The sequence below is a fragment of the Streptomyces sp. NPDC016845 genome (assembly GCF_044332585.1).
GTDB lineage: Bacteria > Actinomycetota > Actinomycetes > Streptomycetales > Streptomycetaceae > Streptomyces.
On record NZ_JBIRPI010000040.1, the window covers coordinates 1 to 19,727 of the forward strand.

A 19,727-nucleotide genomic window follows, 5' to 3' on the forward strand; every position below is an offset into this window, starting at 1 on the left:
GCTCCATGCCGACAGGACAGCACCACCCGGACGGACCGGCAATCACACACACGAGCGACATCGAACCCTAGAAAAAGGGACTTAACGTCCACTGATGACCCGGTGGGGACCATCCCCGCGGGTGCGGGGAGCAGAGTGTGTAGGAAACATGACCGCGGCCGCGACCGGGACCATCCCCGCGGTTGCAGGGAGCAGCAGATCTTCGGGCGGTGGGCACGCTGGAAGCTGGGACCATCCCCGCGGGTGCGGGGAGCAGACCCCGCTGTCGTACAAGGCATTGGGTGTAGCTCTTCCTGAGGGAAGATCTTGAAGGCTCGCCGTGACAGCATGCGCGCATGAACTTCGAGTTGATCCCGCCGATAGGCATCGGTTCTCTGCAGATCGGCATGTCGCGCGAGGCCGCGAACAGCGCGCTGGAGTCCCTGCGTGACATGGGGGAGCTCGCCGCGGCCGATCGGGCGGGGCAGCACATCTTCCGGCCGAGCGGCCTGATGATCAGCATCGGGTGCATGCGCGAACGTCTGGAATCCGTTGAGCTGGGACGTCCGTCTACCTCTTCGGACGTCGTGCTCTTCCGCGGTATCGATGTCTTCGGCCTGCCGGCCCGTGAGGTCGTGAGCCGCATGGCCGAGATCACCGCTATCGAACCCGACGACGACGATCCCGCGTCCTTCGTCGCGCGAGACCTGTTGCTCAGCTTCTGGCGCCCTTTCGAAGCCGACGATGACCCGGAGGACGAGCAGGGCTACTACTTCAGCTCGGTGCTGCTTGCCCGGCCCGGCTACTACGACGGCCCTTCCCCAGGCTGACCTCCATAGGACACGTCGTCACAGCAGAGCGGTTTGGTCAAGCGGTGAGGTCATATTCCTGCTGGTCGGCAGTGGGGTAGAGCCGCTCATGTTCGCGACCGGCATGAAAGCGCCAGTAGTCATCGAAGTCGCCGTTCGTGATCAGCGCGCGAAGTTGGAGGACGGCTTCGGCGCCCTCGAGTCCCCAGCGGGCGCCGGTGATGTCGAGGCGGTCGGCGATCAGATGCCGGCAGGCTCCCTCAATGGCACCGGTGGCGATCGGCCAGCCCGCCTTCAGGGCGGTGTCGTAGTGGAGTTGATCGAGGTGGCCGGTGAGGTATCGGTGGCAGGTGGTGGCCGCTTCGCGGCGGGCGGCGGGAAGCTGTGCGGCTGTGGCCTGCGCGCTCATCTCGGCGGCGGCTCGCTCGGCCTGGCCGGCGAGGATCGCGGTGAGCTTGTCCGCGGCCCAGGTCTCGGCCTCGCGACTGCCGGGCGGATGAAAAGCATGGGCCGCGGTCCAGCAGTACTCCGCGACGTGCACGAAGTCGAGCAGGACGTGCACGCGGACATCCCGGCGGGCTGCTTCGATATGGATCAGGTCGAGTTGGTGGCGGGCGCCGTCGACGAGCACGACCCAGTCCCGCAGATGCTGCGGGTCGCGGGCCTGCGCCTGGTCGAAGGCATCGGCGACGACCTGCTCCGGAGTGCGGATCACGGAGGCGGTGCACCATTTCCGCAGTGCCTTCGGGCCCGGCCTCGCCGGCCGGGTATCGGTGCGTCCGCCGGGCGGATGGATGATGTCGTGCGGCCGTCGCGGGGCGGGAACGGTGTCGAAGACGCAGGCCACGGTCGCCATCCGCTTGCGATTGGGTTTCTCGCCCGGGGCCAGGCGTCCGCGCCGCCCGGCAGCCGCCGTCTTGGCGGCAGCCCGGCGGGTGGCCTCGCGCAAGGCCTCGGGCCGCATCACCACACCCTTTCCGTCGACCTGGATGACCAGCGGCATCTCGCAGGTGCACGGGGTGGGAATCTTCACCGAGTAGTAGGCGGCGAGGTCGACGGCCGCGTCCACGACGAGCTGTGCGAGTCGTCGTTTGCCCACCACTTTCCCGCAGCGGCGCTCGATCGATTGCTGGGCCTGGTCGAACGAGCCCCGCACCGCCTCCACCGCCGCGAGCCGTCGAAGTCCCATCGAGTGCCGTCCCGCGGGCAGCGACAGAGCGGCATCCGCCGGATGGACGTTGGCCATTCCGGGGCCCCGGTGGGCCACCCGTTCCACGCGCACGAGCCCGAACAGGCAGGCCAGCCAGCGTCCGTGACCCGTCTCCCGCCACGGACGCGGTCGCCCGTCCGGGCCGGACACCGCCAGATACAGACCCGAACGTACTGCTTCTTTCTCCGTGCGGGCCCGCAGGTCCAGATGGTCCTGGAATAGCTGCCGCAGTAACTCCCGGCCCGCCTGTTCCAGGTGTTCTTCGAGTGCGGCGTGGGTCCATGAGGTGGCAGGTCCGCCTGACAGGGTGCGTATTAGCGATTCGAAGGCACTGACCGAGCGGCCAAACAGGTCAGCGCCCGTGTGAGAGGCATACGGTTCCATCCCGGGGCTCTTCTCGTGCTGGGTCGATTGGGTGGCACCTTCGACTGTAGAGAGAAGGGCCCCGCCTCTACCCGGAGTTGGACGAGGTTTCCGCCCGGCCACGGGCCGGCGTGAACAGCCCCGGCTCGTCTTCGTCCAGCCAGCCCCGCTCGACCAGCCGCTTCAGCTTCGAGCGGGTGCCCTCGATCTTCCCGACCTGCGCGGGCAACCCGATCCGCGGAACGATCTGCTTGGCCCGCACCGGCCCCGGAGCGTCCGCGACCACCTCCAGAATGTCCTGGTAAACCCGCGGCAGCACCTTCGCATCCATGCCCGGCTGCCACTTCGGCACAGCCAGGACCCCCACCACCCGCCGTTCCGCACCCGCGTACGGCGACGACACCTGACCACCTTCCGGTGTCTCGGCCTCCGGCTCCGCGTCCGCACCCACTGCCATCTCAGCCATCACCTCGGCCACCGTCTCCCTCGTGACCCGCAACCGCTCCAGTCCCTCCCGGGCCTGCCCCAACTGCTCTGATACAAGAGCGAGTTCACCCTCAAGCTCTTCCACCCGCACCCGGGCAGCGTCCTCCCGGGCCTCCAACTCCTCAAACAGCGATCCCATCCGACACCCCCTCCACCACCACGGTAGAGACGGTCAGCGGCGAGCACACGCCAAACGGTGCTTCCCCAGATCAACGCGTCACTTCAAAAGAGCCGCACCCCAAGGCATTGGCCATGTAGGGGCCTTAGCCGCAGCCGTGCGGCCCGCCACGTTGGGACCATCCCCGCGCGTGCAGGGAGCGGCTCTCGATCGCCGCCGCCATCATCGCGATTAAGGGACCATCTCTGCGGGTGCGGGGAGCATCTGCACGTCAGTGTCGCTCAACACGTCGCACCGGGGCCATCCCGCGTGTGCGGACAGCGGTCGAGACGTCAGTCGCTGATTTGAACGAGGTAGGGATCATCCCCACGCGTGCGGGAAGCAGCCGCCATCGCGGGCGGCGTAGGCGTCGGCGATGGGACCATCCCCGTGCGTGCGGGGAGCAGGTCGGCTCGCACTTGCAGACCGCCTTGCGGTAGGGAGCATCCCTGCATGTGCGGGGAGCAGGGCGCGAGTCCGACGTGCAGGTAAAGGAGCAGCAGCGGGCCGCCGCCTGGGACAGGCGCAGGAGGGACCATCCCCGCATGCGCGGGGAGCAGGACGAGAACGAGGACCCCGCGGGCGAGGCCCCGGGGCCATCCCAGCGTGTGCGGGGAGCAGGACGGCGGTGGCGTCGCCTGCGCCGCGCCCGCGGGATCATTTCCGCGGGCGCGGGGAGCAGACGCCGGGCTGTGCCTGGATCCAGACGCCCGGGGGACCATCCCCACGGGTGCGGAGAGCAGCTGTGCCACCAGTGGGGCATCCCGCACAGCCAGGGACCATTCCCCGCGGGTGCGGGGAGCAGCCGTGCAGGTACAGGTGCATGGGGACCTTGGCGGGACCATCCCCGCGGGTGCGGGGAGCAGGCTCCGAGCGGGATGAGCGCTTCACCGCCCGTGGGACCATCCTCGCGGGTGCGGGGAGCAGCCCAACAGCGACAAACGCTACCGCCCGCATTCGGGACCATCCTCGCGCGTGCGGGGAGCAGCCCGCCGTGAGCCCGGCGGCGGTGCCGCGCATGGGACCATCCCCGCGGGTGCGGGGAGCAGACCACCGCCGCCAGCCTCGGCGCATCGTTCAGGGGACCATCCCCGCCGGTGCGGGGAGCAGCCGCCCCGGTTGCTGCGGGGCGGTCCGTCGTCGGGACCATCCCCGCGGGTGCGGTGAGCAGCGGTCCTTGGCCTCGCGCTCGAACTCCTCGACGGGACCATCCTCGCGGGTGCGGGGAGCAGATGGTCGGCCTCCCAGAATCGACGGCCGACAGGGGACCATCCCTGCGGGTGCGGGGAGCAGACTGTGTGAGCTGCGGGTTCAAGCGGCGGGGGCTGGGGTTTCGCAGCTTAGTGGTGCTGTGGGCAGGCCAGGTCGGGGTGTGGCGGGTCAGGGTGGGGTGTGTTTGTTCGTTCTGGTGTGCTGGGTGGGGTTGTCGTGATAGTCACTGTGCATGATCGGTGGGGGTGCCGGACAGACGCTGCTGTCGCGGCTGGGTGGGGCGGCGCGGTCGGTGTGGGCGAAGCATGACCGGGATAGTGCTGGCTGGTTGCCGTTGTGGCGGCATATGGAGGACGCTGCCGCGGTTGCGGGGCTGTTGTGGGATGAGTGGTTGCCGGCGAGTGTGCGTCGGGTGATCGCTGCTGCTTTGCCGGAGGGCGAGGCGGACGGGCGGGCGTTGGTGGTGTGGCTGGCGGCGGTGCATGACATCGGTAAGGCCACGCCGGCGTTTGCCTGTCAGGTGGAGTTGTTGGCGAATGCGATGCGGGCTGAGGGCTTGCAGATGCGCTCGCAGCAGGCGATGGAAGCCGATCGGCGGCTGGCTCCGCATGGGCTGGCGGGTCAGGTGTTGCTGGGGGAGTGGCTGCAGGAGCGGTGTGGCTGGCCGGTGCGGCAGGCGGGGCAGTTCGCGATGGTGGTGGGCGGGCATCACGGGGTGCCGCCGGAGCCGGGGCAGGTCACGGCGTTGTTCGACCGGGAGGAGTTGCTGCGGACGCCGGGTGCAAGTTGTGGGTTGTGGCGGCGGGTGCAGACGGAGCTGCTGGATGGATGCGCGGAGTACTTCGGGGTGGGGAAGCGGCTGGCCGGGTGGCGGGGGGTCAGGCTGCCGCAGCCGGCGCAGGTGCTGCTGATGTCGGTGGTGATCGTCGCGGACTGGATCGCGAGCAACCCGGAACTGTTCCCCTACTTTCCCGGGGCCGCGGCGCAGAGCGGGGAGCAGCGGCTGGCGGCGGCCTGGCGGGGGCTGGACCTGCCGGCCCCGTGGGCGGCGTCGGAGCCGGCCGGGCCGGTGCAGGAGCTGTTTACCTCCCGGTTCCGTCTGCCCCAGGGTGCGGTGGTGCGGCCGGTGCAGGCGGCCGCGGGGGAGCTGGCCCGGGAGATGACGGAGCCGGGGCTGATGATCGTGGAGGCGCCGATGGGGGAGGGGAAGACGGAGGCGGCGCTGGCGGTGGCGGAGGTGTTCGCGGCGCGTTCGGGCGCGGGCGGGGTGTTCTTCGCACTGCCGACGATGGCCACCGGCAACGCGATGTGGCCACGCCTGCTGGAGTGGATCAAACAGCTTCCCGGCGCGGACCAGGCACGCTTCTCGGTGCATCTGGCGCATTCCAAGGCGGCGTTGAACGAGGAGTTCGCGCCGCTGCTGGCCCGCAGTGGGCACATCGCCGCTGTCGAGGTGGACGCCGACGCCGGGCCGCTGCGGCGGCCGGGCGGTGCCGGGGACGGCGCGGGGGAGGTGGTGGCGCATGCGTGATTGCGGGGCCGCAAGCGGGCGATGCTGGCCTCGTTCGTCGCGGGCACCATCGACCAGCTGCTGTTCGCGGGGCTGAAGAGCCGGCATCTGGCGCTGCGTCACCTGGCGGTGGCGGGCAAGGTGATCGTGATCGACGAGGCGCACGCCTACGACACCTACATGAGTGTGTATCTGGACCGGGTGCTGGGCTGGCTGGGTGCCTACCGGGTGCCGGTGGTCGTGCTGTCGGCGACGCTGCCCGCCGGACGGCGCCCCGCTGGTGCGGTGCCCGGAGCCGTCGGGCCGGGGCACGGACGTGCACGTGGAGCACCTCGCCGACGACCTGGACGTACTCGCCGACCGGCTGGAGCAGGAGGGGGCGGCGGCTGCGGGCTGGTGGTCCGCAACACGGTCAGGCGGGTGCTGAAGACCGCCCGGGTGCTGCGCGCGCGGTTCGGCGAGACGGCGGTGACGGTGGCGCAATCCGCAACCACGCGGGACTGCATCCGTCCCCCCTTCCTGGACCGCCCGGGCCGCGCTTGAATGAACCTTCCAGCGAAGGCGAACGTGACCGCAGAGAAGAGGTGTTGGGCACCTTTGCTGTTCGTTATTGGCGGCGAGCGCTGGCCTGCGGTCGTGAGCTTTTGATCCGTGAGACGCAGTGGGCCGTCCGCGCTGGAGCGCACAGCCCGCCCCGACGTGTCGGTGGACGAGAGGAGTTCCGGTGACCGCTCCTTTGGTGATCTTGGACTGTTACACCGTCGAGCCCAGTGGCCTGGGTGTCCCACCGTACCTGTCCGCCTATGTGCGGCAGGCGTACGCGACGCTGCGCCGGGCCCGGCCCGCCGCGGACGTCAGATACGTGACGATCGACGATGTCCGCTGGTGCCTGGCGGGCGGCCGTCCCACTGTGAAGGCGCCGCTGAGCGATCGCTGGACGTACTCGGCCACCGTCAACCGGGACAAAGCGGTGGAGCTGCTGCGGGACGCCGAGGCGGTGATCGTGGTGGCGGGGGACAAGGTGCCCTCGGTGCACCTGCACGCGGTCAACGGCTCGCAGGACGACATTGCCCGCGCCCTGGCCTGCGTGCGCGGGCGCCGGTACCTGCTCGGCCCCATGGCCACCTGGGCACTGTCGGAGCCGGCCTCCTGGGCCGGGTTGTTCGATGCGGTCCACACTCACACCGTCACCTCGTCCGCCCTCGCCCTGGGCAGCCGCTCTCCTGCGCCGTACGAACAGTTGGAGGCGGACCGCTCCTCGTTCGCTGGGCTGATCGAACAGATGCCGTGGCCACCGGTGGCCGAGCTGGAGTTGTACCGCGGCTGTACCCGCAAGGCGTTCTGCCGTTTCTGCAACGAGCCCGCCAAGTCACCGGTGGTCGCCCACCGCAGCGTCGACGACGTCCTGGCCGAGACCGTCCAGCTGTATGTCGCGGGGGTGCGGCATTTCCGCCTCGGCCAGCAGACTTGCTTCTTCTCCTACCAGGGCCGCAGTGAAGGAGCGATCCGGGCCTTGCTGGAAGGGATACGGGAGCGGTGCCCGGACTTGCAGATGCTGCACATCGACAACGCCGATCCCCTCGCGGTGGCCGCACCGGTCGGTAAACGGATCGCGGCCGCGGTCGCCGACCTGTGCACCGAGGGCAATTGCGCGCCCATGGGCATCGAGTCGTTCGACCCGGCCGTGATCGAGCGCAACACCCTCACATGCACCGAGGAGATCCTGCTGCGCGCCGTCGAACACGTGAATGAGGCTGGGGGCGGGCGCGGTACGGGCGGGCTGCCGAAGCTGCTGCCCGGCCTCAACCTCATCTACGGCCTGCCCGGCGAGACCCACGCCACGCACCTGGCCAACCTCAACGCCCTGCGGCGGATTTATGACGCCGGGCTGATGTGCCACCGCACCAACGTGCGTGTGGCCCGCGCCTTCCCCGGCACCCCGCTCGCCGAAGAAGCCACCAGCCCGCAGGAGCTGCCGTCCGCGGCGCACTTCGAGACATGGAAGGCCGACATCGACCAGATCTGGGACCGGCCGATGAAACAACGCGTCTACCCGGCCGGTCTGAACATCCCCGGTGTCCACGCCTACTTCGTCGACGAGCGCGGCACCTGGTTCCGCCGCCTTGGCTCCTACGCGATCCAGATCATCGACCAGGGCGCCACTGTCCCGGTGGGAACGCCGGCCGACATCACCGTCACCGGCTACGCCCCCCGCGTCATCTACGGCACCCACCGTGCCCGCTGACCCGGTCGCCGCCGCACAGCCGGGCCTGCGGCACGTGGGCGTTTTGCTGCCGTGGGCCAATCAGGCGGTCGAGGAGGAACTGCCCCGACTCGGCGAGCCGGGCGTCGTCTTCCACTACGCTCGGCTCGTGCCGGCCTCCCGCACCACCGCCGTCGACAACTCGTTCTGGCACGGGCTGCGGGCCGCCACCACCGACGCCCTCGACTCGATGCACCATCTGCCGCTGGACACCACCGTGCTGGCCTGCACCTCCGCCGGGTTCACCGGAGGGCCCGCACTGCCGCCGGGCGTGATCACCGCCTTCGACGCCCTCACCGCCCTCCTGCACCGGCACCGGCTGGCCCGCATCGTGCTGGCCACGCCCTACCCGCAGCCCATCACCCGCGCCGAGGCCACGGCGCTGGGCGAACACGGAATCGACGTGCTGGCCCAGGCCAGCCTCGGCCTCGACGACGGCTACCCGCACATCAGCCCGAAGCAGATCCTCGACCTGTGCGCCAGCCTGCCACCGGCCGCGCTGGCCGCGGCCGACGCGCTCGTACTGTCATGCACCGGCTGGCGCACCCTGACCGCCGCCACCGCCCTGCAGGCCAGACTGCCCATTCCCGTGCTCTCCTCCAACCGCGCCCTCGCCACCCTCCCGCCCGCCCCCGCAGGAGCACTATGACGACCATGACCCCCACCACCCCCCACAGACGCACCGACAACCGCGTCCTGACCCTCGTCACCCGGGCCGCCGCCCTCGCCGACGTGACGGCCGAGGTAGAAGCCAACCACGACCACAACCGCTGGTGGCCGCCCACCATCACTGACCCGCGCCTGCGGATGCTCGCCGCCGGCTGGTCCACCCGGATCAACTACCGCATGATCGACACCTACCGAGCCGTCCTTGCCCGCGCAACCACCCTCGGCTTCGACGCCCTCACCGACCTCGACGACGACCAGGCACGCGACCTGGTCGCCCCGCTCGGCCTGACCGCCACCCGCCTGACCTACCTGTACTCACTGGCCGACACCCTGGACCGCTGGGACAAGGACGGCACCGACCCGGCCGCCTGGAACACACAGACGTTCATCGCTGCCTTCACCCGCGACGTGCGCGGGGCCTCCTACAAGGTCGCCCAGTGCGCCGCCCTGTACGCCCGCGGCTACCACTGCGGCATCATCCCCGTCGACTCCGGCATGGTCACCAAACTTGCCCCCGCCCTCGGCTTCACCCTCCCCGCAGGCCCCGTCGCCCACGAACACCTGCGCCTTCTGCTCGAACACGCCGTCGCCACCCACACCGACGCCCTGCGCACCCTGACCGCCGACCAGAACATCACCCTCCCCAGCCAGACGGCCCCGACCTGGTGGACCCACCTGACGCTCATCTACTTCAAGCGCCTCTACCTCAACCGGCCGCCCGCACGTCTGTGCCCCCGCCGCCCGACCTGCCCCGCCCTCACCGACTGCGCACACACCCGGACCTGACCGAAAGGGAGACCGAGCGATGCAGCGCACCATCGTGATCGGCAACATCTCCCTCGACCACATCCACCGCCCCGGCCATCAGCCGGTGCGCCAGCTCGGCGGCGCCGCCCTCCACCTGGCCGTCGCGGCCGCCCGCACCGGACTCCCGGTCGCCCCAGGAGCCGTCCTCGGCCGCGACCTGGCCCGCCTGCCCCACGACCCACGCCTGCCCGCGCTGGACTGGACCCTCCTCCACCACGCACCACAGCCCTCGGCCGCGTTCACCATCCACTACGACACGGCAGACACCGTCACCGCCGTCGACACCGCCTATGGCGCAGCCGAGCACCTCACGGGCCACGCCCTACACCTGATCGACCGCCACCCCCAGGCCGCCTTCCACATCAGCTGCCGCCACCCCCTCCACGTCGCCGCCGTACTGCCGGCACTGGCCGCACGCGGCTGTCCTTTCAGCCTGGACTTCCACCTCCCCAGCGCCCCGCAACTCATCCCCGCCGCCGCACCCTGGCTCCACCAGGCCACCACCATCTTCGTCAACGCCGAAGAGCACACCGTCCTCACCCTGCACGCCGCCCCCCGCTCCTGCCGGGAAATCGTCATCAGCGACGGCCCCCGCCCCGCCCGGGCCGTGCTCAACGGCCGGGCCCTGCCGCCCGTCACCCCACCCGTTCAGCCCACCGTCCGGCAAATCACCGGCGCCGGCGACACCCTGGCCGGCACCTACCTCGCCCACCGCACCCGCGGCGTCCCTCCGCCCGCAGCCCTGACCCACGCCGTCCAGGCCGCCAGCCACCACATCGCCCACACGCCGCTGACCCTCCCCGCCCCACGCAGCGCCCCGTCCTGACCCGCAGCAGGAGGCCGCCCGTGTCCTACTACGTCGCCCACCGTCTCTTCGCCGCCCACGACCGCGCCCTCGCCGCCCAGCTGGCCCACCACCTCGCCCGCAAGCTCGGCGAAGACCACGTCTTCCTCCCCTTCTGCGACACCGACGAGGAAAACCTCGTCGCCGACGTCAAAGGCCGCCGGCTCTTCGAACTCGACCGCGACCGGTTGCGCCGCATCCGCGCCCTCATCGCCATCGTCCACGGCCCCAGCCCGGACGACGGCGTCTGCATGGAGATCGGCTACGCAGCCGCCCGCGGCGTACCCGTGATCCTGCTGACCACCGACTTCCAGGACTACTCCACCGCCCCCGACGGCCCCCGCACCGATTTCCCCGACCCGCTCCTGGACGCCCTCGCCACCCGCACCGTCCGCCTCCCCCGGCTCTCCGCGACCACCGAGCCGTCAGGAACCAGCCGCTTCGCCGACTTCGCCCGCCGCAACCAGGCCCAGGCGCGGCAGGCCATCGACGCCTGCGTCGACGCCACCCTGCAACTTCCCGCACCCGCGGCCGACACGCCCGCCCCCAGCCCAAGCAGCAACACGGTGTACACCGAACCCTCCCCGTATGTCCCGCCGCACCACCCCCTGTCCGTCCTTACCCGCAACCCGCATGTGACGACTATCAGCCAGACCCGGTTCGAGGCCCCCGATCCCCTCACCGCCGCGCGGCGCGACTGGACCGCCGCTCTCGCCTCCGCCCGCATCCTCGTCGACGCCTCCGGCCCCGAGACCCCGCCCGGCGCTGCCCTCCTGATCGGCGCGGCCTGTGCGATAGGCAGGCCGGCAGCCGCCTACCTATCGCGCAGCAGCTACACGCACGCCGCCGGCCGTGAGCCCAACTGCCGCAACCTGATGATCCAATACGGTGTGGACGCCATACTGCGCAGCACGGAAGAGGTGACCACGTGGATCGGCAGGTGACCCTTGAGGAGATCACCGGCCACCGAACCATCGTGATCGAAGGCGGTGATGGAGTGGGCAAAAGCACCCTGGCCCACCTTCTCGTCACCCAGTACGGCTTCACCGCCATCCACTCGCCCCAGACCCCCAACCACCAGAACCTGACCAGCCGCTACCGCGACCTCCTGGCCCGCCCGGGCCCACTGGTCTTGGACCGAGGCTTCCTCAGCGAACTTGTCTACGGCCCCCTCTACCGCGGCTACTCCCGCCTTACCTGGAGCCAGGCCCTCGACCTCGCTCAACTCGTCACCGCCCGCGACGGAATCTTCCTGCACCTCACCGCCCCCGCCGGCACTGTGCGAAGCCGACTCTCGGCGCGCGACGGCCGAGCCCCCGACCTGGAGGCGATCAAGGAGCTTGCCGACGCCTATCAGCGCGTCTTCCATGTCCTGGCCCGCCACGTGCCTGTCCTGACGTACGACACCGCATAAAGCGGCGGCCGTTTCACCGGCTGAACCTCGCGTGGTTTTCACCCATCAGCCCCCTGAGCCTCGCTAGGGTTCCCCGAAACAACGGATCACACTGCCAAGGGGACCACCGTGGACATCGCCGAGGCCCAGAAGCTCGCCTGGGAGAACAAGCTCAGCAAAGGCTTCAACACCACGGACGTCGCCATGGAATTCGGACTTTTGACCGCAGAGATCGGCGAGGCCTTTACCGCCTGGCGCAAGCAACTCCCCGATCACGGCGAGGAGCTCGCCGACGTCTTCCTGTACCTGGTGGCGCTTGCCCAGATGCAGGGCGTGAACCTGGACCAGGAAGTTGCCAACAAGATCGCGAAGAACGTGCGTCGCACCTACGCTCCAGGGGCCAACGGCGCCCTTGTACGAACTGGGGAGGAATAGATCACGATCCGTCTGCGGTGAGACAGGGGCTGCGGGGAAAGCAGACGATGCCGCCTGTCGCGTAGCCGCCGGGCTTGGGACTATCCCCGCGCGTGCGGGGAGCAGAAGGACGCGACGAAGCGGGCGCTGCTTGAGGGGGACCATCCCCGCGGGTGCGGGGAGCAGGGCACCAAGGCCGAGGAGATGGGCAAGGCCCTGGGTGGAGCTTCCCCTTGATCGTGGACACCTGGAGACTGGGATCTTGAGGTTCCAGAGGAAGTAGCACCAGGTGGGAAGCAAATACACGAAGCGGTACACCGAGGAGTTCAAGCGTGACGCGATCGCGCTCGTCGACTCCTCGGGCAAGACGGTTACCGCCGTCGCCCGGGAGCTTGGCATCAGCTCGGAATCCCTGCGCGGCTGGTACCGCCGGGCGAAGGCGGACCGGGGCGGGGGCGAGAGCGGTGAGCTGACCAGCGCCGAGCGCGAGGAGCTCAAGCGGCTGCGCAAGGAGGTCTGTGAACAGCAGCAGACGATCGAAATCCTGAAAAAAGCGACGGCCTTCTTCGTGAAGGAGAACGACCGGTGAGCGAGCTCTACCGGTTGATCCATGCGGAGAAGGCGACGTACCCGATCGTCTTGCTGTGCCGGGTGCTGAATGTCGCCCGCTCCTCCTACTACGCCTGGCGCGAGGGCGAGGCCGCCCGCCGTGCCCGGCAGGCCGCCGACGACGCGCTCGCCCACGAGATCACCGTGGTGCACACCGCCTCCCGCCACACCTACGGTGTCCCGCGCATCCACGCCGAACTGCGCCGCCTGGGCCTACGGGTGAACCGCAAGCGCGTCGCCCGGGTGATGCGTGAACGCGCCATCCGCGGCGTCACCCGGCGCAAAAGGCGCTCGCTGACCCGGCCGGACGCGAAGGCGAAGCCGGCCCCGGACCTGATCGGCCGCGATTTCCACGCCGAGCGGCCCGGGACCCGGCTGGTCGGCGACATCACCTGCCTGCCCACCGCCGAGGGCTGGCTCTACCTCGCCTGCTGGCTGGACCTGGCCACCCGCGAGGTCGTCGGCTATGCCATGGCCAACCATCACCGCGCCGGCCTCGTCGTCGACGCCCTGGACATGGCCCACGGCCGGGGCCAACTGGAGCCCGGCTGCGTGATCCACAGTGATCGCGGCAGTGAATACACCTCGGCTCAATTCCGGCGCAAAATAGGAGAGTTGGGCCTGAGGCAGAGCTGCGGACGCACCGGATCGTGCTTCGACAACGCTGCCGCGGAGAGCTTCTGGGCCCTGCTCAAGGAGGAAATCGGCACCCGTACCTGGCCCAACCGGGCCACCGCCCGAGCCGAGGTCTTCTCCTTCATCGAAACCTTCTACAACCGCCGCCTGCGCAAGCACCGGACCTTCGGCTACCTCACTCCGGCCGAGACAAGGCAGCGGCATCAACACACCCTCGCGGCATAACGATCACGTGTCCGAGATCACGGGGAAACTCCAGAGCAGGGGTCACCCGCGGATGCGTACCCGCCGTACTTGGGATCGTCTCCGTGCGTACGGGGAGCAGGGTGAGCCGGGGTGCAGCCGGTTGGGCAGCATGGGATCATCCCCGCGCGTGCGGAAGCAGATCGAATCGTACGCCGCGGTGAGGGAGTCGAAGGAACCATCCCCGCGTTGCGTGCGGGGAACAGCACCCGTCCGGATTATCGACCGGAGCACCGTAGGGACCATCCCCGCGCGTGCGGGGAGCAGGAAGGTGGCGCGGAGCTGCGCCTCGGTGGCGCGGGACCATCCCCGCGGGTGCGGGGAGCAGTCCGGGGCGGCCAGACGGGCACGGAGGGCAGCGGGACCATCCCCGCGCGTGCGGGGAGCAGCACGACGCCGACGGCGAAATCTAGGTCTCCAAGGGACCATGTCTGCGCGTGCGGGGAGCAGCCGAACTGGAAGCTGTGTCCCGGCGTCACCGAGGGATCATCCGCGCATGCACGGGGAGCAGTCGACCGGGCCGGTGTACTCGGGGCCGGTGAGGGGATCATCCTCGCGGGCGCGGGGAACAGGTCTTCGGGTCGATGCCGCGTACGCCTCGGGTGGGACCATCCTCGCGTGCGCGTGGAGCAGGACCGAGAGGCGCAGCGCCGTATTCAAGTCAGGGGACCATCCCCGCGCGTGCGGGGAGCAGAGCCCGTACTTCGCCCACGTCCGCCCCTCCGCGGGACCATCCCCACGGGTGGGGGAGCAGACCACGCCCGGCCAGGCCCTCAACGACGCCATGGGACCATCCCCGCGGGTGCGGGCAGCAGCCGAGCCCCTCGGGCTTAGCGATGGCAGCGATGGGACCATCCCCGCGCGTGCGGACAGCGGTTCATGGCGGTGCCCTTGCGGGAGTCGTAGGCGGGACCATCCCCGCGCGTGCGGGGAGCAGCCACCGGCCAAGGTTGGGGCGGACCTTCACTCGGGACCATCCCCGCGCGTGCGGGGAACAGGGTGTCGAGACGCCTTACACCGTTGAGGACATGGGACCATCCACGCGCGTGCGTGGAGCAAGTACCCCCTTGTACCTCAAGACGGCGACAGACGGGACCATCCCCGCGCGTGCGGGGAGCAGGAGTAGCCGATTGCGGCCAGCCCGTCGGTCGGGGGACCATCCCCGCGTGTGCGGGGAGCAGGCCGGGGCCGCACCGGAGTCTCTGGCCGCCATGGGACCATCCCCGCGTCTGCGGGGAGCAGCACTCTTCAATCTCGCGCATGATCTCAGCAGCGGGACCATCCCCGCGCGTGCGTGCGGGGAGCAGCACTACGAGGTTCAGCCGCCCATCATGCAGACGGGACCATCCCTGCGCGTGCGGGGAGCAGATCATTCCGCCCAGGCCCTGCCGCTGGGCGTCGGGACCATCCCTGCGCGTACGGGGAGCAGGGCACCCTGCTCGGCGCCGCCGTCTCCGGTCTGGGACCATCCCCGCGCGTGCGGGGAGCAGACGGCCCGGATCTTTCGGGCGTGCGCCAGGTTCGGACCATCTTCGCGCGTGCGGGAGCAGATGCAGCGTGCGGCCAGCTTGGCGTAGCTCAGGGGACCATCCCCGCGGGTGCGGGGAGCAGTGCGTCTGCGGTGTCACAGCAACCGCGTCCCGGGGACCATCCCCGAGCGTGCCGGGGAGCAGACGACTGCGCCCGAGCCCTCCCGGCCGCAGCCGGGACCATCCCCGCGCGTGCAGGGAGCAGTGGTCGACCGGCAGCACTGAATGGTGAAACCGGGGACCGTCCCCGCGGGTGCGGGGAGCAGACGATGCCGCCTCTCGCGTATCCGCCGGGCCTGGGGCCATCCTCGCGGGTGCGGGGAGCCGGGCGACGCCGGCGGCGAAATCTACGTCGCCAAGGGGCCATTCCCGCGGGTTCGGGGAGCAGCCGACCGTACCGTCCGCCGCCGCGATGGCGGGACCATCCCCGCGGGTGCGGGGAGCAGGGGTCGAGCCGGCTCATCAGCCACCGCGAGGCGGGACCATCTCCGTGCGTGCGGGGAGCAGTCGACGACGGCCAGCTTCAGATCCCTCGGCGCGGGATCATTTCCGCGCGTGCGGGGAGTAGACCGTGGGCTACACCAAGGACGGCCTGGACTGGGGATCATCCCCGCGCGTGCGGAAGGCAGGACCAGCTGGTCGGGCCGGGCGGCCACTTGGCGGGACCACCCCCGCGCGTGCGGGGAGCAGGGCATCCCAGGCGGCATCCGCAAGTACCTGCCGGGACCATCCCCGCGCGTGCGAGGAGCAGCTTCCCTCTCTCGACGACTACGACGTCCAGGGCGGGACCATCCCCACGCGTGCGGGGAGCAGCGCACTGGTCAGCGACGCAGCGGAAGCGGACGGGGACCATCCCCGCGCGTGCGGGGAACAGCGCACCTGCACCGTGACGCTCGCCGATCCGTCGGGACCATCCCCGCGCGTGCGGGGAGCAGAGCTTCGGGTTCTGCCTCCACATCCCCGTGCAGGGACCATCCCCGCGCGTGCGGGGAGCAGGCGGTGCCCATGTCGACCGCGTCACGGAACGCGGGACCACCCCCGCGTGTGCGGGCAGGTCATCCTGTCCCGGCCAGATGGTTACTCCCGGCAGAAGGGAATGACGAGGAAGTACGGCTGGCTGCCCAGACTCCTTCGCCAGGGCGTGACATTCAAGACCGTGGAAACGGATTGAGGCGGTGCACCGTCCCAGAATCGTTTCGGTTCTGCTGGTCAGATGTTGCCTCCATGCGCCGATCTGTCAGGCTGCGGGCAGTCGCTGGGCATCGCCGGATACTTCGCCGAAGACGGTGTCGAAGTCCAGGGCGTGCTGCACGGGCACGAGGTGATAGGGGCTTCCGGAGCCGCGGGCCGAGCGGGGGCCGCGGCCGCCTGTCATGAGGACGTCGAGCGGGGTGAGGACGTCCAGATTGTCGAACACGTAGCAGACCGGCATTCCGGTCCAGGCCGCGAGTTGCAGGTGGGCGGTGACGGCTGCCGCCTCGACCGCATGCCGGCCGGGGGCCCGGCTGGTCATCCGGCTCTTGCAGTCGATCATGAACAGGTGCGGGCCGCGGGCGGCGATGAGGTCGGGGGTCCAGCGCAGGAAGCTGTTGCTGCGGCGCAGCGCGGCACGCGCCGCTGGGCTCAGCACGCCCTGGCCCCACTCGTCGACGGTCCACCCACGCTTACCCAACTCCCGTGCGACGCACTGTTCGTGCGCGTCGCCGATGTCCTTCCTTTGCTGAAAGCTCGTCATACCGGGGAGTGTGGCGCATGGGCGATGAGTCCAAACAGTACGGGTGAATCGACCCGGGTTTGATGGAGATCATCAAGACCCGGAAGGATGCCGATCATGGCTGCTCCCCGTAAGTACCCTGACGAACTGCGTGAACGCGCGACGCGTCTGGCCGTCGAGGCCCGCAAGGACCCGGCCGGCCGGGCCGGTGCGATCAAGCGCATCGCCGACCAGCTGGACGTACATCCCGAGGTTTTGCGGGGCTGGGTGAAGCGGGCCGAGATCGACGAGGGCACCGTCGCCGGGACCACCAGTGCGGAGGCCGCCCGGATCGCGGAGCTGGAGCGGGAGGTGAAGGAACTGCGGCGGGCGAACGCGATATTGAAGTCCGCCTCGGCTTTCTTCGCTGCGGAGCTGGACCGTCCACTGCGCTGAAGGTCGCCTACATCGACCAGTACAAGGAGACGTTCGGCGTCCAGCCGATCTGCGACGTCCTCGCCCAGACGGACGCGCCGATCGCGCCGAGCACCTACTACGCCGCCCACTCCCGCCCGCCCTCGGCCCGCAGTCTGCGCGATGAGCAACTCACCGAACTCATACGCCAGATCCATACCGACAACTACGGCGTCTACGGGGCCCGCAAGGTTCATGCCGCCCTGGTCCGCGGCGGCATCCGGGTGGCCCGCTGCACGGTCGAACGCCTCATGCGGCAGGCGGGACTTCGCGGGGTGATCCGGGCCAAGAGCCCACGCACCACCCGGCCCGCGCCCGAGACCGGCCGTCCGGCCGACCTGGTCGAGCGGCAGTTCACCGCCACTGCCCCCAACCAGCTGTGGGTCGCAGACATCACCTACATCAGAACATTCTCCGGCTGGGTCTACGCGGCCTTCGTCATCGACGTGTTCTCCCGCATGGTTGTCGGCTGGCAGGTCGCCACCAGCCTCTACACCGACCTCGCCCTTCACGCGCTGGAGATGGCGATCTGGCGCCGCCGGCGCACCGGCGCCGACCTGGCCGGCCTCACCCATCACTCCGACCGCGGAGTCCAAGGCGAATTCAACCGGTCGTCGCAACACCTTGATCGTGGAGGTGTTGGATGGAACGACCGAGGAAGTCAATGCCGCAGGCTCCGGCCGGGGCGCGACGGCAGTGGGCCGCGGATAGAGCGATGCGGGCGCCCATGCGCTCGCCCGGACGTCCGGAGCCGTCGCGCGCTGTGCAGCGGAAGTTCTGGCGCCTGATCGCGTCCGGGATCACAACGGTCCAGGCGGCCGAGGGGGTCGGCGTGTCGGCACCGGTCGGGATCCGGTGGTTCCGTCACGCTGGCGGAATGCCGCCGATCAGCCTGGACGAGCCCACCGGCCGCTATTTGTCGTTCGCCGAGCGCGAGGAGATCGCGCTGATGCGCGTTTAGGAGCTCGGTGTGCGCGAGATCGCCCGCAGGATCGGCCGCGACGCGGGCACGGTCTCACGCGAGCTGCGCCGCAACGCCGCGACCCGAAATGGCAAACCGGTCTACCGGGCCGTGGTCGCGCAGTGGAAAGCACAGCAGGCCGCAAAGCGCCCGAAGACTGCAAAACTCGCAGGTAACGACCCGTTGCGTGCATACGTGCAGTACCGGCTCGCCGGCAGTGTCCGCCGGTCCGACGGCACCATCGTCACCGGGCCACAAACGCCCGCGTGGAAAGGGCTGAACAAGCCGCACCGGCAGGACAGAAGATGGGCGACGGCATGGAGCCCGGAGCAGATCTCGCACCGGCTCCCTATCGACTTCCCCGATGATGAGTCCATGCGCATCAGCCACGAAGCGATCTACCAGGCGCTGTTCATCGAGGGCCGTGGCGCGCTCAAGCGAGAACTGGTCACGTGTCTGCGTACCGGCCGTGCACTGCGGTCTCCCCGGGCTCGGTCGCAGAACAAGCCGCAGGGGCATGTCACCGCGGACGTCGTCCTGAGCGAACGCCCCGCCGAAGCCGGGGACCGCGCGGTCCCCGGACACTGGGAAGGCGATTTGATCATCGGGACGGGCCGCTCCGCGATCGGCACGCTGGTCGAGCGCAGCAGCCGCTCCACGCTCTTGGTGCACCTGCCCCGGCTCAAGGGCTGGGGCGAGATTCCACCGGTGAAGAACGGCGCCTCGCTCGGCGGCTACGGTGCGATCGCGATGAATTCGGCGCTCACGATGTCGATGACCCGGCTGCCCGGGCAGCTGCGCAAGACTCTCACCTGGGATCGCGGGAAGGAACTCTCCGGCCATGCCCAGTTCGCTCTCGACATCGGGACGACAGTGTTCTTCGCCGATCCGCACTCGCCCTGGCAACGACCGACAAACGAGAACACGAACGGTCTGCTGCGTCAGTACTTCCCGAAGGGCACTGATCTCTCCCGTTGGTCGTCCACGGGCCTCGAAGCGGTCGCCCTAGCGATCAACAACCGGCCTCGCAAGGTCCTCGGTTGGCGAACGCCGACCGAGGTCTTCGAAGAGCAGTTACGCTCGTTGTCACAGCCCGGTGTTGCAACGACTGGTTGAACTCGCCCAATATCGTGCCATCCGCTACACCGAACGCCTCGCCGACGAGGCAGCCGTGGCCTCGGTCGGATCCAAAGGCGACTCGTATGACAATGCCCTGGCCGAGGCGTTCAACAGCCTCTTCAAGGCCGAGCTGATCCGCAACAAGGGGCCGTGGACGTCCATCCACGACGTCGAGATCGCGGTCGCCGAGTACATCGACTGGTTCAACCAGCGACGCCTGCACGGCGAACTCGGACACATCACCCCCGCCGAGCACGAGGCCGCCCACTACGCGACCGAACCCCCTGCGTCACTCCAAACCAGCTAACCCACTCTCCACAGAACCCGGTGCTTGACAGACGGGACCA

The 19,727-nt window shown here is 69.7% G+C and carries 16 protein-coding genes, 2 pseudogenes, 1 CRISPR repeat array and 1 other annotated feature; of the genes and pseudogenes, 15 read left to right on the forward strand and 3 right to left on the reverse strand.

Going from position 1 to position 19,727, the window contains the following annotated elements; all coding sequences use genetic code 11:
* The first annotated feature begins 335 nt into the window (after positions 1–335).
* Positions 336–809 (forward strand): hypothetical protein, encoded by a 474-nt coding sequence (locus tag ACH4RC_RS40470; RefSeq protein ID WP_398209723.1) that lies wholly within the window; start codon positions 336–338, stop codon positions 807–809.
* 37 nt (positions 810–846) lie between these two features.
* Here the strand turns inward: ACH4RC_RS40470 and ACH4RC_RS40475 are convergent, their stop codons facing one another.
* On the reverse strand, positions 847–2,382 hold the full coding sequence (locus ACH4RC_RS40475; protein WP_398209724.1) for an ISKra4 family transposase: 1,536 nt from the start codon (positions 2,380–2,382) through the stop codon (positions 847–849).
* A gap of 67 nt (positions 2,383–2,449) precedes the next feature.
* Entirely contained in the window at positions 2,450–2,986 is a 537-nt protein-coding gene (locus ACH4RC_RS40480) for a hypothetical protein (RefSeq protein ID WP_398209725.1), read from the reverse strand.
* A gap of 549 nt (positions 2,987–3,535) precedes the next feature.
* Positions 3,536–4,297: direct repeats of the CRISPR family, unit length 29 nt; unit sequence GGGACCATCCCCGCGGGTGCGGGGAGCAG.
* A 151-nt stretch (positions 4,298–4,448) separates the two neighbouring features.
* Between ACH4RC_RS40480 and ACH4RC_RS40485 the strand changes: the two are divergent.
* The 10 genes and pseudogenes from ACH4RC_RS40485 to ACH4RC_RS40530 form a co-directional block, all read left to right on the forward strand.
* Positions 4,449–6,212 (forward strand): annotated as a pseudogene (locus ACH4RC_RS40485) (CRISPR-associated endonuclease Cas3''); the annotation flags it as partial.
* A gap of 238 nt (positions 6,213–6,450) precedes the next feature.
* Positions 6,451–7,971 carry a radical SAM protein gene (locus tag ACH4RC_RS40490; protein ID WP_398209726.1) on the forward strand — a complete coding sequence of 507 codons (1,521 nt, stop codon included), beginning with the start codon at positions 6,451–6,453 and terminating at the stop codon, positions 7,969–7,971.
* The gene (locus ACH4RC_RS40495; protein WP_398209727.1) at positions 7,961–8,638 is read left to right on the forward strand and encodes a hypothetical protein; all 678 of its coding nucleotides are present in this window, start codon (positions 7,961–7,963) and stop codon (positions 8,636–8,638) included. Before ACH4RC_RS40490 ends, ACH4RC_RS40495 begins: the two co-directional genes overlap by 11 nt.
* A gap of 5 nt (positions 8,639–8,643) precedes the next feature.
* The gene (locus tag ACH4RC_RS40500) at positions 8,644–9,444 is read left to right on the forward strand and encodes a hypothetical protein (RefSeq protein WP_398209729.1); all 801 of its coding nucleotides are present in this window, start codon (positions 8,644–8,646) and stop codon (positions 9,442–9,444) included.
* A gap of 19 nt (positions 9,445–9,463) precedes the next feature.
* Positions 9,464–10,291: a PfkB family carbohydrate kinase gene (locus ACH4RC_RS40505; protein ID WP_398209731.1), complete on the forward strand. Its 828-nt coding sequence runs from the start codon at positions 9,464–9,466 to the stop codon at positions 10,289–10,291.
* Between the two features lie 20 nt (positions 10,292–10,311).
* Complete coding sequence (locus ACH4RC_RS40510; RefSeq protein WP_398209732.1) at positions 10,312–11,253, forward strand: nucleoside 2-deoxyribosyltransferase; 942 nt, start codon at positions 10,312–10,314, stop codon at positions 11,251–11,253.
* Positions 11,238–11,723, forward strand: coding sequence for a hypothetical protein (locus ACH4RC_RS40515; protein WP_398209733.1), 486 nt, complete (start codon positions 11,238–11,240; stop codon positions 11,721–11,723). The genes ACH4RC_RS40510 and ACH4RC_RS40515 overlap by 16 nt, the downstream gene beginning before the upstream one ends.
* Before the next feature lie 108 nt (positions 11,724–11,831).
* The gene (locus ACH4RC_RS40520) at positions 11,832–12,137 is read left to right on the forward strand and encodes a MazG nucleotide pyrophosphohydrolase domain-containing protein (protein ID WP_398209735.1); all 306 of its coding nucleotides are present in this window, start codon (positions 11,832–11,834) and stop codon (positions 12,135–12,137) included.
* 268 nt (positions 12,138–12,405) lie between these two features.
* On the forward strand, positions 12,406–12,705 hold the full coding sequence (locus ACH4RC_RS40525) for a transposase (protein WP_398209737.1): 300 nt from the start codon (positions 12,406–12,408) through the stop codon (positions 12,703–12,705).
* Positions 12,702–13,586 (forward strand): IS3 family transposase, encoded by an 885-nt coding sequence (locus ACH4RC_RS40530; RefSeq protein ID WP_398209739.1) that lies wholly within the window; start codon positions 12,702–12,704, stop codon positions 13,584–13,586. The genes ACH4RC_RS40525 and ACH4RC_RS40530 overlap by 4 nt, the downstream gene beginning before the upstream one ends.
* 2,784 nt (positions 13,587–16,370) lie before the next feature.
* Here the strand turns inward: ACH4RC_RS40530 and ACH4RC_RS40535 are convergent.
* A complete protein-coding gene (locus ACH4RC_RS40535) occupies positions 16,371–16,868 on the reverse strand; it encodes a hypothetical protein (protein WP_398209741.1) in 498 nt (165 codons plus the stop codon).
* 96 nt (positions 16,869–16,964) lie between these two features.
* Here ACH4RC_RS40535 and ACH4RC_RS40540 point away from each other — a divergent pair, with 96 nt between their 5' ends.
* The 4 genes and pseudogenes from ACH4RC_RS40540 (at position 16,965) to ACH4RC_RS40555 (ending at position 19,687) form a co-directional block, all read left to right on the forward strand.
* Positions 16,965–17,282: a transposase gene (locus ACH4RC_RS40540; RefSeq protein ID WP_398209743.1), complete on the forward strand. Its 318-nt coding sequence runs from the start codon at positions 16,965–16,967 to the stop codon at positions 17,280–17,282.
* Positions 17,243–17,371: a sequence feature (AL1L pseudoknot), on the forward strand. (Overlaps the previous gene by 40 nt.)
* A complete protein-coding gene (locus ACH4RC_RS40545; RefSeq protein ID WP_398209774.1) occupies positions 17,330–18,088 on the forward strand; it encodes an IS3 family transposase in 759 nt (252 codons plus the stop codon). Its footprint overlaps the feature before it by 42 nt.
* Before the next feature lie 89 nt (positions 18,089–18,177).
* Positions 18,178–19,377 (forward strand): annotated as a pseudogene (locus ACH4RC_RS40550) (IS30 family transposase).
* Positions 19,361–19,687, forward strand: a complete 327-nt coding sequence (locus ACH4RC_RS40555; RefSeq protein ID WP_398209745.1) for an integrase core domain-containing protein — start codon at positions 19,361–19,363, stop codon at positions 19,685–19,687. Before ACH4RC_RS40550 ends, ACH4RC_RS40555 begins: the two are co-directional and overlap by 17 nt.
* Positions 19,688–19,727: the final 40 nt, after the last annotated feature.